Source organism: uncultured Jannaschia sp., from assembly GCF_947494055.1.
Classification (GTDB): domain Bacteria; phylum Pseudomonadota; class Alphaproteobacteria; order Rhodobacterales; family Rhodobacteraceae; genus Jannaschia.
The window spans coordinates 38,615-51,357 of the sequence record NZ_CANLTR010000014.1 but is presented as its reverse complement, the minus strand read 5'-3'; the positions used below and the strand labels follow the sequence as shown (position 1 = coordinate 51,357).

Annotated in this window: 10 protein-coding genes; 5 read left to right on the top strand and 5 right to left on the bottom strand. The window is 71.6% G+C overall.

Features of this window, described 5'->3' with window-relative positions; translation table 11 throughout:
- Nucleotides 1-32 precede the first annotated feature (32 nt).
- The 4 genes from Q1A87_RS13155 (at nt 33) to Q1A87_RS13140 (ending at nt 4,311) form a co-directional block, all read left to right on the top strand.
- Nucleotides 33-980 carry an ABC transporter permease gene (locus Q1A87_RS13155; protein ID WP_299652064.1) on the top strand — a complete coding sequence of 316 codons (948 nt, stop codon included), beginning with the start codon at nt 33-35 and terminating at the stop codon, nt 978-980.
- Nucleotides 977-1,867 carry an ABC transporter permease gene (locus Q1A87_RS13150; RefSeq protein ID WP_299652062.1) on the top strand — a complete coding sequence of 297 codons (891 nt, stop codon included), beginning with the start codon at nt 977-979 and terminating at the stop codon, nt 1,865-1,867. Before Q1A87_RS13155 ends, Q1A87_RS13150 begins: the two co-directional genes overlap by 4 nt.
- 21 nt (nt 1,868-1,888) lie before the next feature.
- Nucleotides 1,889-3,673, top strand: coding sequence for a gamma-glutamyltransferase (locus Q1A87_RS13145; protein WP_299652060.1), 1,785 nt, complete (start codon nt 1,889-1,891; stop codon nt 3,671-3,673).
- Nucleotides 3,674-4,011: 338 nt separating this feature from the next.
- On the top strand, nt 4,012-4,311 hold the full coding sequence (locus tag Q1A87_RS13140) for a hypothetical protein (protein ID WP_299652058.1): 300 nt from the start codon (nt 4,012-4,014) through the stop codon (nt 4,309-4,311).
- A gap of 25 nt (nt 4,312-4,336) precedes the next feature.
- Here the strand turns inward: Q1A87_RS13140 and Q1A87_RS13135 are convergent, their stop codons facing one another.
- Complete coding sequence (locus Q1A87_RS13135) at nt 4,337-6,040, bottom strand: ABC transporter ATP-binding protein (protein ID WP_299652056.1); 1,704 nt, start codon at nt 6,038-6,040, stop codon at nt 4,337-4,339.
- 680 nt (nt 6,041-6,720) lie between these two features.
- On the opposite strand from Q1A87_RS13135, the gene Q1A87_RS13130 reads away from it, so the two are divergent.
- The gene (locus tag Q1A87_RS13130) at nt 6,721-8,271 is read left to right on the top strand and encodes an acetolactate synthase large subunit (protein WP_299652054.1); all 1,551 of its coding nucleotides are present in this window, start codon (nt 6,721-6,723) and stop codon (nt 8,269-8,271) included.
- A gap of 259 nt (nt 8,272-8,530) precedes the next feature.
- Here Q1A87_RS13130 and Q1A87_RS13125 read toward each other — a convergent pair whose 3' ends face one another.
- From Q1A87_RS13125 to Q1A87_RS13110, 4 genes are all read right to left on the bottom strand, one after another.
- Nucleotides 8,531-9,679, bottom strand: a complete 1,149-nt coding sequence (locus tag Q1A87_RS13125) for a spore photoproduct lyase family protein (RefSeq protein WP_299652052.1) — start codon at nt 9,677-9,679, stop codon at nt 8,531-8,533.
- Between the two features lie 223 nt (nt 9,680-9,902).
- The gene (locus tag Q1A87_RS13120; protein ID WP_299652050.1) at nt 9,903-11,201 is read right to left on the bottom strand and encodes a TRAP transporter large permease; all 1,299 of its coding nucleotides are present in this window, start codon (nt 11,199-11,201) and stop codon (nt 9,903-9,905) included.
- A gap of 6 nt (nt 11,202-11,207) precedes the next feature.
- The gene (locus Q1A87_RS13115; RefSeq protein ID WP_299652048.1) at nt 11,208-11,705 is read right to left on the bottom strand and encodes a TRAP transporter small permease; all 498 of its coding nucleotides are present in this window, start codon (nt 11,703-11,705) and stop codon (nt 11,208-11,210) included.
- Entirely contained in the window at nt 11,702-12,709 is a 1,008-nt protein-coding gene (locus Q1A87_RS13110; RefSeq protein WP_299652046.1) for a TRAP transporter substrate-binding protein, read from the bottom strand. The genes Q1A87_RS13115 and Q1A87_RS13110 overlap by 4 nt, the downstream gene beginning before the upstream one ends.
- Between the last annotated feature and the right edge of the window lie 34 nt (nt 12,710-12,743).

The following is a 12,743-nucleotide window of genomic DNA, read 5'->3' as shown; positions in this document are numbered from 1 at the left end:
GCCCCGCATCCCTACTGACCGGAAGCCCGCCCATGCTCGCTTTTCTCGCCCGGCGCGTCCTCGTCGCGATCCCGACCGTGGTGCTCATCTCGATGCTCGTCTTCGGGCTGCAGCACCTGCTGCCCGGCGACCCGATCCTCGTCATGGCGGGCGAGGAGCGCGACCCCGAGGTGATCGCGCTCCTGCGCGAGAAGTACCGCATGGACGACCCGATCCCGGTCCAGTACCTCGCCTGGATCGGCAACGCGCTGACCGGCGATCTGGGCACGAGCCTCCGCACGCAGCAGCCGGTGCTGGAGCTCATCGGCGAGAAGCTCCCCGTGACGCTGCAACTCGCGTTCATGGCGCTTGTCGTGGCAATCTGCATCGGCATCCCGGCCGGCGTGATCTCGGCCTACCGCAAGGGCACCTGGGTCGACTGGGTGGCGAACATCGTGGCGCTCTCGGGGCTGTCGGTGCCGAACTTCTGGCTCGGCATCATGCTGATCCTGCTGGTCTCCGTCCGTCTCGGCTGGTTGCCCGCCAGCGGCTACGCGCCGTTCTCGGACGACCCGCTGCGCTCGATCCAGGTCATGGCCATGCCCGCCGTGGTGCTGGGCACCGGGCTCGCGGCGACGCTGATGCGGCACACCCGCTCGGCCATGCTGGGCGTGCTGCGCGCCGACTACGTCCGCACGGCCCGCGCCAAGGGCCTGTCGGAGCGCCGGGTCGTGATCCGCCACGCGCTGCGCAACGCGCTGGTGCCGGTCGTCACCGTCACCACGATCCTCTTCGGGGAGCTTCTGGCCGGGGCCGTCCTGACCGAGCAGATCTTCACCATTCCGGGCTTCGGCAAGCTCGTCGTCGATGCCGTCTTCAACCGCGACTACGCCGTGGTGCAGGGGATCGTGCTCTGCACCGGGGTGGCCTTCGTGGCGATGAACATCCTGTCGGACGCGCTCTACCGCATCCTCAATCCCCGCATGGGGGACGCCGCATGACCGCCGTCGATCCCGTCGCGCTGGAGCCGGGGCTCGACGCGCCCGACCTGCCGCCGCGGCGCTCGCGCGCCTGGGCCAAACTGCGCCGGAACCCCGCTGCGATCGCGGGGGGCGGAATCGTGCTGTTCTTCGCGGTCGTCGCGCTGCTCGCCCCCGTGCTGCCGGTGCCCGGTCCGGCCGAGGCCGACTGGTCCGCCGTCCGCGCCGCGCCCTCGCTCGCGCATCCCTTCGGCACCGACGATCTCGGCCGCGACGTGCTCGCGCGCATGGTCTGGGGCGCGCAGGCCTCGCTTCTGGCGGGCGTCGTCTCCGTCGCCATCGCCCTCGCCCTCGGCGTGCCGCTCGGCATGCTCGCGGGCTACCGGCGCGGCTGGACCGACGCGGTGATCTCGCGCTTCACCGAGGCGCTGCTGGCCGCGCCGTTCCTGATTCTCGCCATCGCCTTCGCGGCCTTCCTCGGCCCGTCGCTCACCAACGCGATGATCGCCATCGGCCTCTCGGCGATGCCGCTCTTCGTACGCCTCGCACGCGGGCAGACGATGGCGGTGATGACCGAGGATTACGTAGAAAGCGCGCGCGCCATCGGCGTGGGCCACCTCGCGACCGTGGGGCGCTACGTGCTGCCGAACATCGTGCCGCCGCTTCTGGTGCAGGCGACGCTGACCATCGCCACGGCGATCATCGCGGAGGCGTCGCTGTCGTTCCTGGGCCTCGGCCAGCAGCCGCCCGCGCCGAGCTGGGGCTCGATGCTCAACGTGGCCAAGAACTACCTCGAGGTGGCGCCGTGGATGGCGCTCTGGCCGGGCATCGCGATCTTCCTCGTCGTGCTGGGCTTCAACCTCCTCGGCGACGGGCTGCGCGACGCGCTCGACCCGCGCGACCTCTGATCCGCTGACAAAGGACCGCCAATGACCTTCACCACCCGCCCCGAGATCAAGGGCAGCTTCGGCGCCGTCGCCTCGACCCACTGGATCGCCTCCGCCGTCGGCATGAAGATGCTCGAGGCCGGGGGTTCCGCCGCCGACGCCGCCGCGGCGACCGCGTGCACGCTCAACGTGGTGGAGCCGCACCTGAACGGGCCGATGGGCGACGCGCCGATCATGGTGCAGAGAATGGACGCGGAGGTGCCCGACGTGATCTGCGGCCAGGGGCCGGCCCCCGCCGGCGCGACGATCGAGCATTACCGCAGAGAGGGGCTCGATTTCGTGCCCGGCTCGGGCCTGCTCGCCACCGTGATCCCCGGGGCCTTCGACGGCTGGATGACGCTCCTGCTCGCGCATGGCCGCCTGCCGCTCTCGGAGGTTCTGGCCCCCGCGATCCACTACGCGCGGACCGGCCACCCCGCCTTGCCCCGGGTCGCCGACACCATCGCCGGGCTCGCCCAGTTCTTCCGCGACGAATGGCCCAGCTCGTACGAAACCTGGGTTCCGGGCGGCCGCGCCCCCGAACACTGGAGCATGATCCGCAACCCCGCGCTGGCCGATACCTGGGCGCGTCTCGCCGCCGAGGCCGACGCCGCGGGCGGCCGCGAGGCGGGGATCGAGGCCGCGCGCCGCGCCTTCGCGGAAGGCTTCGTGGCGCAGGCGGTGGACGACTGGATGCGCGAGGCCTGCGTGATGGACGCTGCGGGCGGCCGCCGGAAAGGCGTGCTGACCGGGGCGGACATGGCCGGCTGGCGCGCCACGACCGAGGCGCCCGCCTCCATCGATCAGGATGGCTGGACGATCTGGAAGCCCGGCTTCTGGAGCCAGGGCCCGGTCCAGCTTCAGGCGCTCCGCCTCCTCGAGGGTCGACTGCCCGAGGACACGCATTCCGCCGAGTTCGTCCACCTCGTGACCGAGGCGCTGAAGCTCGCGATGGCCGACCGGGAGGCCTATTACGGCGATCCGCTCCACACCGCGATCCCGGCCGAGACGCTGCTCTCGCGCGACTACGCCGCCCGGCGCGCCGCCGGGATCGGCCACGAGGCCAGCCACGCGCAGGGTCCGGGCGAGATCGCGGGCTTCGACAGCTGGACCCGCGCGATGCATCTGCGTGCGGGCATCGGCGGCGCGACCGGCGCGGGCGTCGGCGCGGGCGAGCCGACCATGGCGCACCTGACCGAGCGGCGCGGCGACACGGTGCATATCGACGTGGTGGACAGCGACGGCCTGATGGTCTCGGCCACCCCTTCGGGCGGCTGGCTGCAATCCTCCCCGGTCGTTCCCGGCCTCGGCATGCCGCTCAACTCCCGGGCGCAGATGTTCTGGCTCGACAAGGGGCTGCCCACCTCGCTCGCCCCCGGTCGGCGGCCGCGCACCACGCTCTCGCCTTCGATGGCGCGCGACCCGGCGGGCACGCGGATCGCCTACGGCACGCCCGGCGGCGACCAGCAGGACCAGTGGCAGCTCGTCTTCATCCTGCGCCTGATGGCCGGGGCGCGCGACTTGCAGGCGGCCATCGACGCGCCGCTCTTCCATACCGGCCACGTGCAGGCGAGCTTCTATCCGCGCGGCCTGCGCCCCGGGCACCTGATGGTGGAGCCGGCCTTCGGCGAGGCGGTGATCGCAGACCTGCGCGCCCGCGGCCACGACCTCGAGGTGGCCGAGCCGTGGAGCGTCGGACGCCTGACCGCAGCCGCCTGCGATCCGGACGGCCTGATCCGCGCCGCCGCCACGCCCCGGTTGATGCAGGCCTACGCGATCGGCCGGTAAGCGATCGGTGGGTGACGGGCAGGCATCTCCCAGAGCGCGACCCCGCATCCCGCGCCTTCAGAGGCGCCCGGGGATGCGGACCGACTGGTTGCCGTGGTTGCGGAGAAGGCCCGCTTCGGGGGTTCGATGTCGGCGGAGCGGCATCCTCGATCCAACTGCCTGGGCCGCCGACATAGCGCACTTGCAACCGGCAGATCGAGGCGGATCGCGGGCATGGCCCGCGGAAGGCGAGCCTTCCGAAGAGCCGTGGCGTGGCGGCAGGGCGGGGAACCGATTCACGGAATCCAAAGGAGTTTGGTCAAGACACGACGCGCAACAAGCAGGGGAAGATTCGTCCGATGACCGATGCATCCGCCACGTCGCCCGGCGATCCGGCCGAGGATCTCGTCACCGGGGGAGTCCTGCTGAACCAGGCGCTATCCAACCGCAGCCCGTCCGCCGTCGCACTGCTGCTGACGGCGCTCGGCAAGGACCAGGCGGTGCCGGGGATCCGCGAGGTGTTGCAGGACAAGCCGGACGGGCCGGACCTGCGCATGCTGATGCTGATCCTGGGCGAGCTGGGCTACGAGTTGCGCGTGACCCCGCTCGGTTCCGACAGGACGACGCTCTCGGCCGACTGGATGCGCCTCATCTCCTGAATCTCGACTGCCGTGCGGCGCTGCGTCAGGCGGCGTTCAGGCGCGCGTAGCGGCCGTCTTCCGCGAGCAGGGATTCGTGGGTCCCGACCTCGACGATGCGCCCGGCCTCCATCACCGCGATGCGGTCGGCGTCGCGGATCGTGCCGAGCCGGTGCGCGATGACCAGCGTGGTGCGCCCGGCCGAGAGTTCGGCGAGCGCGCGCTGGATCCGGCGCTCGGTCTCGGTGTCGAGCGCCGAGGTCGCCTCGTCGAGGATCAGGATCGGGGGATTGCGCAGGAAGATGCGGGCGATGGCCACGCGCTGCTTCTGCCCGCCCGAGAGCGTGACGCCGCGCTCGCCCACCACCGTGTCGAGCCCCTGCGGCAGGCCCGCGATCACCTCGGCGAGCCGGGCCCGGGCGGCGGCGTCCACGATCTCTGCCTCGGTCGCGTCGAGCCGCCCGTAGGCGATGTTCTCGCGCAGCGTGCCGCCGAACAGGAACACGTCCTGGCTGACGATGCCGATCTGGCGGCGCAACGAGCGGAGCGTCATCGCGGCGGTGTCGATTCCGTCGATGGTGATCCGCCCCGCCTGCGGCTCGTAGAAGCGCGGGACGAGGGCGAGGAGGGTGGTCTTGCCCGCGCCCGAGGGGCCGACGAAGGCGACGGTCTCGCCCGCGCGGATATCGAGCGAGACGTCGCGCAGGACGGGGCGGTCGGGATCGTAGCCGAAGCCCAGCCCCTCGAAGCGGACATGCCCCGCGAGCGCCGGCGCCTCCGCCGCGTCCGGGCGGTCCGCCACGTCGGGGCGGATCGCGAGGAGCTCGCGGTAGCGGCGGAAGCCCGCGATGCCGCGCGGGTAGAGCTCGATCACGGCGGCGATCTTCTCGAGCGGGCGGAAGAACAGCCCGATGAGCAGAAGGAACGCGACGAAGCCGCCGGTGGTGAGCGAGCCCTCCAGCACGAAGACCGCGCCCGCCACCATCACCGCCACCTGGATGAGCCGCATTCCCATGTAGTTCAGCGTCGAGGAGGCCGCCATGACCCGGTAGGCGGCGAGCTTGGTGTCGCGGTAGCGGGCGTTGTCGCGGGCGAAGAGCGCCTGCTCGTGCGCCTCGTTGGCGAAGGCCTGCACCACGCGGATGCCGCCCACGTTCTCTTCCAGCCGGACGTTGAAATCGGCGACGCGGGCGTAGATCGACCGCCAGGTCCGGGTCATCCGCCCGCCGAAGACGACGACGATGGCGATGCAGACCGGCACGATCGCCACGGTGATGAGGGCGAGCGGCACGTTGACGGCCATCATCATCGCGAAGGCGCCGAGGAAGGTCATCACCGCGACGAAGACGTCCTCGGGGCCGTGATGGGCGACCTCGCCGATCTCCTCGAGGTCGCGGGTGACGCGGGCGACGAGCTTGCCCGTGCGCTGCCTGTCGAAATACGAGAACGACAGGCGCTGCAGCTGCTCGAAGGCGCGGCGGCGCATCTCGGTCTCGATGTTGATGCCGAGCTTGTGGCCCCAGTAGATCACCACCGCCATCAGCCCGGTATTGAGCGCGTAGACGAGGACGAGCCCCGCCGCCGCGAGGATCGTGAGCGCGAGGTCGCCCTGCGGCAGCAGCTCGTCGATGAAGAGCATGATGGCGAAGGGGAAGGCGAGCTCCAGCAGTCCCGACAGGATCGCGCTGCCGAAATCGAGCCAGAAGAGCCCGCGCCAGGGGCGGTAATAGGTCGCGAAGTCGCGGAGCATGCCTGCCTCTCGTGTCGGCCCTCGCCCCGCCGGGCACGGGAAGGCTGGCCGTTCCGTGCGTGCGATAGCGTTGGCGACGGGCAAAGGCCACCGTCGCGACGTGCGACGTTCTGGATCGCTCTGACGATCGGCCTGTCGGCCTTTGACAGACGACCGCCACGGTCGGTTGCCTGATGACGGGACCGATCCCCCGGACGGGGCCCGGAGTGGCCGATGCGAAGGGACGACGTGGCCGGAGGTACGCCGGAGGGCGAGGCGTGGCCTGCTCCTGACCGGCGGCAAGGTCCGGTGCGGCAAGGGCGTGCCCCGCTGCGGGGCGGTCGCGGCAGCGACGTGGCCACAGGACGGCGGAGAAGATCGCGCCGCCGATCGGACCGAAGACACGTATCGTGGATCCGGCCGGGCCGCGATCAGACGAAGCGTATATGCACCTGCGACCCTACAGCACCGGCATGGCGGGCGTCGATCTGCCTACGTCCGCCACACCGTTGGACACCCGGAGAAGTGGGCAACCGAACACGGTCCAGATCGCGCAAGGCGGGCGGGTCCGAGCTGGCCTGCCGCGTGGCCGAACGCGCCCCGGTCCGGGTATATCCGGAAGGGCGCGCCATCCGACGTCTTGCGCAAGCGCCTCGCCGTGCGGCAGGGCGCACGGGACACAATGGCGGAGGATGCGGCCCATGTCCGAGACGACCGAGATGAACGGCGCCGAGAGCGTCGTGCGATCGCTGCACGCGGCGGGGGTGAACGTGTGCTTCGCCAATCCCGGCACGTCCGAGATGCAGTTCGTCGACGCGCTCGACCGGACCGGCCTGATGCGCTGCGTGCTGTGCCTGTTCGAGGGGGTCGCCACCGGTGCCGCCGACGGCTACGCGCGCATGTCCGGGGTGCCGGCGGTCACGCTCCTGCATCTCGCGCCCGGCCTCGCCAACGCGTCGGCCAACATGCACAACGCGCGCAAGGCGAAGGCGCCGATGCTGAACCTGGTCGGGGACCACGCGGTGCGTCACCGGGACTACGACGCGCCGCTGACGGCGGATGTGGCGGGGGCCGCCGCGCCGTTCTCGGACTGGGTGCGCACGGCGACGGGGCCGGACGGCTTCGCCGCCGACGCGATGGCGGCGCTGGCGGCGGCCCGCTCGCGGCCGGGCAAGGTCGCCACCCTGATCGCGCCGGCCGATATCGGCTGGAACGCGGGCGGCGTGCTGGCCCCGCCGCCCGCCGCGGCGGCCTTCGCCCCGCTGGAGGAGGGTGCCGTCGCGCGCGCCGCCGGGATGCTGGGGCCGGATACGGTGATCCTGGTGAGCGGCGGAGTGCTCGAGTCGCCGGAGGCACTGGCGCGGCTCAACGGCATCTGCGCGGCGACCGGCGCCAGCCTGCGCGCCCCGACCTCCAACCGGCGGGTCGAGCGCGGGGCCGGACGGGCCGCGATCGAGAAGGTGCCCTATCCGATCGACCTGGCGCTGGCCTCGCTCGGTCCCTTCCGCCGGGCCGTGCTGATCGAGACGGTGCCGCCCGTGGCCTTCTTCGCCTATCCCGCCCGCCCGAGCCACCTGCTGCCGGAAGGTTGCGAGACCTTCACGCTGACCGGCCGCGACGGCGACGGCCCGGCGGCGGTGGCCGCGCTGGCCGATCACGTCGGCGCGGCGCCCGTCATTCCGGACGCGCCGCTTCCGGCGCCGCCCGCGTCCGGCCCGATCACGCCCGAGGCGCTGGCCGCCGCCGTGGCTCATGCGCTGCCGGAGGGGGCGATCATCTGCGACGAGAGCCTGACCGGCGGCCGCGACCTCTGGGATGCGACGCAGGGCGCCGCGCCGCATTCCTGGATCGCCCTGACCGGCGGGGCGATCGGCGACGGCATCCCGATGGCGCTCGGCGCGGCGGTGGCCTGCCCCGACCGGCCGGTCCTGTCCGTGCAAGCGGACGGCTCGGCGATGTACACGATCCAGGGGCTTTGGAGCCAGGCGCGCGAGGGGGCGAACGTCACGACGGTGATCCTCGCCAACCGCGGCTACCAGATCCTCAAGGCCGAGCTGACCGCCGTCGGAGCCAATCCCGGGCGATCGGCGCTCGACATGCTGAACCTCGACCGGCCCGACCTCAATTTCGTCGCTATGGCGCGCGGCATGGGCGTGCCCGGCCGCCGTGTCGAGGATGCCGTCGAGCTGCAGCACGCCATCGCCGCCGCCATGGCGGAGCCCGGCCCGTATCTCATCGAGGCGGCCATGTAGGTGCTTTGCCCTATCCTACGCACACCGTGCTATCGCGTCGCTGTCAGGCGGTATCGAAGGGTTCGACGTCGATCGGTCACCGAGGCCGGCGCGCGGCTCGACGCGAATAGGGAGATCGTCGCCACTCGGTTTCCGGGCATGCTTCCGGGTCTGCCAGTGGGCACCTGCATGTTCGCCGTCGCGCCTTCGCTCGCAATCGAGGAGCAGGCGGCCAATGGCCCTTTCTCCGAGCGCTATCTCGGCACCGGCGTCGCCGCCTTCAGGTCCAGTACAGGAGCTGCGCGTTCGGCAGGTGGCGGCCGACCTGGCCCTCCAGCACCTCCCGCATCTCGCGCATGAGCGGTGCGGGATAGACGTATTTGCGCCCGCCGAACTTGTTGCGCTTCACCGTGCGGACGGCTTCGTCCATCTCCAGATCGGTCGCCGGATACCAGCCCAGCAACACCTCGCGCGACCCCGGCGTGAACCGGTGGGTGATGAGTTCGGCGGTGACGTCGGCGCCGGGGGGCAGGGCGCGGGCGGCGGCGGCGAAGAGGGCGTCGTAGGCCGCCTCCCATTCCGCGATCGGCATGATCGGGGCGACGGTGAGCCCGACCTTGTAGCCGGCGCGCGCCAGCCGGCCCATCGCGTCGAGCCGGGCCTGGAGCGGCGCGGTCCCGCCCTCGAAGCGGCGGGCGATGTCCTCGGCGTTGACCGAGAAGCGCGCGCGGGTGCGGCCGTTGTGCTGCGCGGCCTTGAGCGTGGCGGTGTCGGCGAACTTGGTGGTGAAGCGCAGGGAGAGATCCGCGTCGCGCGCGCCGAACCAGGAGATCGTCTCGGACAGGCAATCCGACAGCGGCTCCAGCGCGAGGGGGTCGGTGTAGCAGGACGCCTCGAAGGTCGTGCCCTCGGCCATGCGGGCGGCGTTGACGGAGGTGATCTTCCCCTGTCCCTCCAGCGGCGGCAGGCGGTCGAGGATTTCGGGCAGGTTGGCGAAGAGGCGGGTGACGGGCGGGCCCTTGAGCGAGCCGGCGAGGTAGCAGTACTGGCAATGCGCCGGGCAGCCCGTGGCGAGGTCGAAGCGCCAGTCCGCCGAGGGCGGAATCGGCTCGGGCCGCATGGCGCTGTCGGAGGCCACGGTGACGGCAAGGGTGCTCTTGGCGCGGCGGTACTCGGCCCGCGGATCGTCGTCCTTCAGACCGGTGATGCGGTCGCCCTTCAGCTCGACGATCTCGGCGCCCATCGCCGCAGCGCGTTCGGCGACGCGGGCGGCCATCGGCCAGTCGCGGGCGGCACGGGTCAGGAGCACGCGGCGGGGGCGGAACGGGCGATGCGCGGCCTGCCCGTGCGGCAATCGGCGGGCGAGGGTGTCGGGATCCTCGCGCGGGGCTTCCGTCCGGGTCGGCGCGATATGCGGGGCGTCGGTCATCTGCGGGGCATCGGTCATGGAGGGCGAACGCAGGCCCCGCCGAGTGGGTTCAGCGGCAAAGCGGCACAGGGGGCGGGGTGGCGTTCGCGCGTTCCGCGTGTCCGCCCGCCGTCGGCTCGACCAAGGATGCGGCGGTTGCGGTCGATCGCTCCGCCATTCGGGTCCGCGACAGTGATCCCGTCGCGATCGCCGAAGCCGGAGGCGGCGCCCGTTCTGGAGGTCGCTACATCTGCAAGGGCAACAGCAGCGCGATCCCCGGCACCGCGATCAGCAGCGCGATACGCACCACATCCATCGCCACGAATGGGACCAGCCCCCGGAAGATGGTGCCCAGCGGCACGTCGCGCACGACGGAGCGCAGGACGAAGGCGTTCATGCCGACCGGCGGCGTGATGTAGCTGATCTCCGTCACCACCACGACGAAGATGCCGAACCAGATCAGGTCGTAGCCCTGCGCCGCGACGACGGGGTAGAAGATCGGCACCGTCAGCGTGATCATCGACAGGCCTTCGAGCACGCAACCGAGCAGGAGGTAGATCGCGAGGATCATCAGGATCGTCGCGAGCGGGCTGTCGCCGAAGAGCGTCAGCAGCGCCTGGATGTCGGCGGTCATGCCCGAGAGGTTGACGTAGTTCGTGAAGGTCAGCGCGCCGAACAGGATGAAGAACATCATCGCCGTGGTCTTCGCGGTGTCGAAGAGCGTCGCGAGCGTTCCGGCGAGCGAGAAGCGCCCGGCGAGGAGGACGAGGAGGAACGCGCCGGCCGCGCCCATCCCCGCGCTCTCGGTCGGGGTGAAGACGCCAAGATAGATGCCGCCCATGACGAAGGCGAAGAGCACGAGCGCGCCGAGCGTGCCGCGAAGCGCGCGGAGGCGGGCGGCGAGGGGGAGCTTCGCCTCGGTCCGCAGCGGGGTGCCGCGCCAGGCGACGGATATCGCCACAGCCGCGGCATAGCCCGCGACGCCGAGGAGGCCGGGCAGAAGGCCCGCGACGAAGAGCTTGCCGATATCCTGCTGCGTGAGGATGCCGTAGAAGACGAGGATGACCGAGGGCGGGATAAGGATGCCGAGCGTTCCGCCCGCCGCGATCGAGGCGGTGGCGAGGTCGTCCGGGTAGCCGAAGCGGCGCATCGAGGGCAGGGCGATGCGCGACATCGTGGCCGCCGTCGCCATCGACGAGCCGCAGACCGAGGAGAAGCCGCCGCAGGCGATCACCGTCGCCATCGCCAGCCCGCCGCGGCGGTGGCGCAGCCAGGCATGGGCCGCGTCGTAGAGGTCGCGGGCGATGCCGGATTGGACGACGAAGTTCCCCATCATCAGGAACAGCGGCAACACCGAGAGGGAATAGGTCCGCCCCTGCTCGAAGAAGGTGGTGGACAGGAGCGACAGGGCCGGGGTCCAGCCGATGATCGCGGCTGTGCCCAGCAGACCGATGGCGGTGAGCGCGATGGCGATCGGCAGCCCCGCGAGGAGGAGCGCGAGGAACGCGGCCATGCCGACGGGCCAGGTGGCGAGAAGGTCCATCGCGCCTCAGCGGGTCCGGGCGAGGTCGCGCCACGCGACGAGGAGCGTGATCGGCACGGCGGCGGCGGTGGTCAGCGCCGTCAGCCGCGCGACCGGCGCGACCGGCAGGCGCAGCGCGTTCGTCACCGATCCGTAGCCCGCGATCTGCTCGGCGTGGAGCCAGAGCCGCCAAGACACGACGGCGAGCACGGCGGCGGTGACGATCGACAGCGCGGCGCGGCGCCAGGGCTGGATGCGGTCGGGCAGGCGGGCGGTGAGCAGGTCCACGGTCACGTGCCCGTCGTCGAGCGCCACCGCCGGGAGGCCGACGAAGATCACCGCGACGAGGAGGAGCTCGGTCAGCTCCGTCGCGCCGGTCACCGGGCGGTCGAGGAGGTAGCGGCCCGTCACGTCGGTCGCGGTCAGCGCCATCATCGCCAGAAGCATGGCGGCGCAAAGCCCGGCCAGGACGCGGCGCGGCCAGCCGCCGGGCGGGGCGGTCTCCGCGCCGTCATTCGCACTCATTCGCCCGACGCCGCCTCGATCTCCTCGCGCAGCATCGCGAAGGCGGCGTCTGCGTCCACCCCGGCCTCGCCCACCTCGGCCAGCTTGGCGTTGACGAGCGGGGTCAATGCGTCGGTCCAGGCGGCGACCTGTTCGGGCGAGGCGGGGGCGATGTCGAGTTCCCCCTTCATCGCTGCGCGACCCGCCGCGTCGGCACGGTCCCACATCTGACCGGCCCGGCGGGCCAGCGCCTCGCCGGTCACGCCCTCGATGGCGGTCTGCTGCTCGGGGGTCAGGGCATCCCACTTCGCGCGGTTCATCACAATGAAGAAGGACGTGTTGTAGAGCCCGCCCGGCACGGCGAGCCCCTGCGAGAGCTGCGGGATCAGGCCGAAGAAGTTCACCGATTCATAGGGAAAGAGGATGCCGTCGGCGACGCCCTGGCTCAGGAGCTGGTAGGCCTCCGAGGAGGGGCCCTCCACCGGCACGGCGCCGAGGGCGGAGACGACCTCATGAACGATGCCGCCACCGACGCGCAGCTTAAGGCCGTCGAGCGCGTTCGGCCCGGCAAGGTCGCCGTCCTTCACGAAGACTTCGCCCGGGCCGTGGGTGAAGACGGCGAGGACGTGGACCTCGTCGTATTCGCCGGCCTCGCGCAGCATCGCGTCGAAGGTACGCCAGTAGGCGACCGAGATCGCCTCCGCGCTGTCGTCGAGGAAGGGCAGCTCCGCGAGGTTGGTGGTGCGGAAGCGGCCCGGATTGTAGCCCTGCACGCCGAAGGTGATGTCGGCCACGCCGTTCACCGCGAAGTCGAAATGCGCCGGCGGGGGACCGAGCGGGGCGGGCAGGATCGTGGCCGTGACCGCGCCGCCCGTGGCCTCGGCGATGTCCTCGGTCATCGGCACGATCACCTCGGCCACGAGCGGGTGCGAGGGCGGGAGCCAGTTGGCGACGGTGAGGCTGGTCTGCGCGGCGGCGGGGGCGGCGAGTAGGAGCGTGAGGGCGAGGGTGGCGAGTCGGTTCATCGCGAGGGGTCCTGTGGGTGAGGAGCGGTAACGT

Excerpts from the sequence above, each read along its gene's own strand:
- Q1A87_RS13145 (WP_299652060.1), top strand. The coding sequence starts at position 1,889 with ATGACCTTCACCACCCGCCCCGAGATCAAGGGCAGCTTCGGCGCCGTC.
- Q1A87_RS13150 (WP_299652062.1), top strand. The coding sequence starts at position 977 with ATGACCGCCGTCGATCCCGTCGCGCTGGAGCCGGGGCTCGACGCGCCC.
- Q1A87_RS13130 (WP_299652054.1), top strand. The coding sequence starts at position 6,721 with ATGTCCGAGACGACCGAGATGAACGGCGCCGAGAGCGTCGTGCGATCG.
- Q1A87_RS13115 (WP_299652048.1), bottom strand. The coding sequence starts at position 11,705 with ATGAGTGCGAATGACGGCGCGGAGACCGCCCCGCCCGGCGGCTGGCCG.
- Q1A87_RS13120 (WP_299652050.1), bottom strand. The coding sequence starts at position 11,201 with ATGGACCTTCTCGCCACCTGGCCCGTCGGCATGGCCGCGTTCCTCGCG.
- Q1A87_RS13155 (WP_299652064.1), top strand. The coding sequence starts at position 33 with ATGCTCGCTTTTCTCGCCCGGCGCGTCCTCGTCGCGATCCCGACCGTG.
- Q1A87_RS13110 (WP_299652046.1), bottom strand. The coding sequence starts at position 12,709 with ATGAACCGACTCGCCACCCTCGCCCTCACGCTCCTACTCGCCGCCCCC.
- Q1A87_RS13140 (WP_299652058.1), top strand. The coding sequence starts at position 4,012 with ATGACCGATGCATCCGCCACGTCGCCCGGCGATCCGGCCGAGGATCTC.
- Q1A87_RS13135 (WP_299652056.1), bottom strand. The coding sequence starts at position 6,040 with ATGCTCCGCGACTTCGCGACCTATTACCGCCCCTGGCGCGGGCTCTTC.
- Q1A87_RS13125 (WP_299652052.1), bottom strand. The coding sequence starts at position 9,679 with ATGACCGACGCCCCGCATATCGCGCCGACCCGGACGGAAGCCCCGCGC.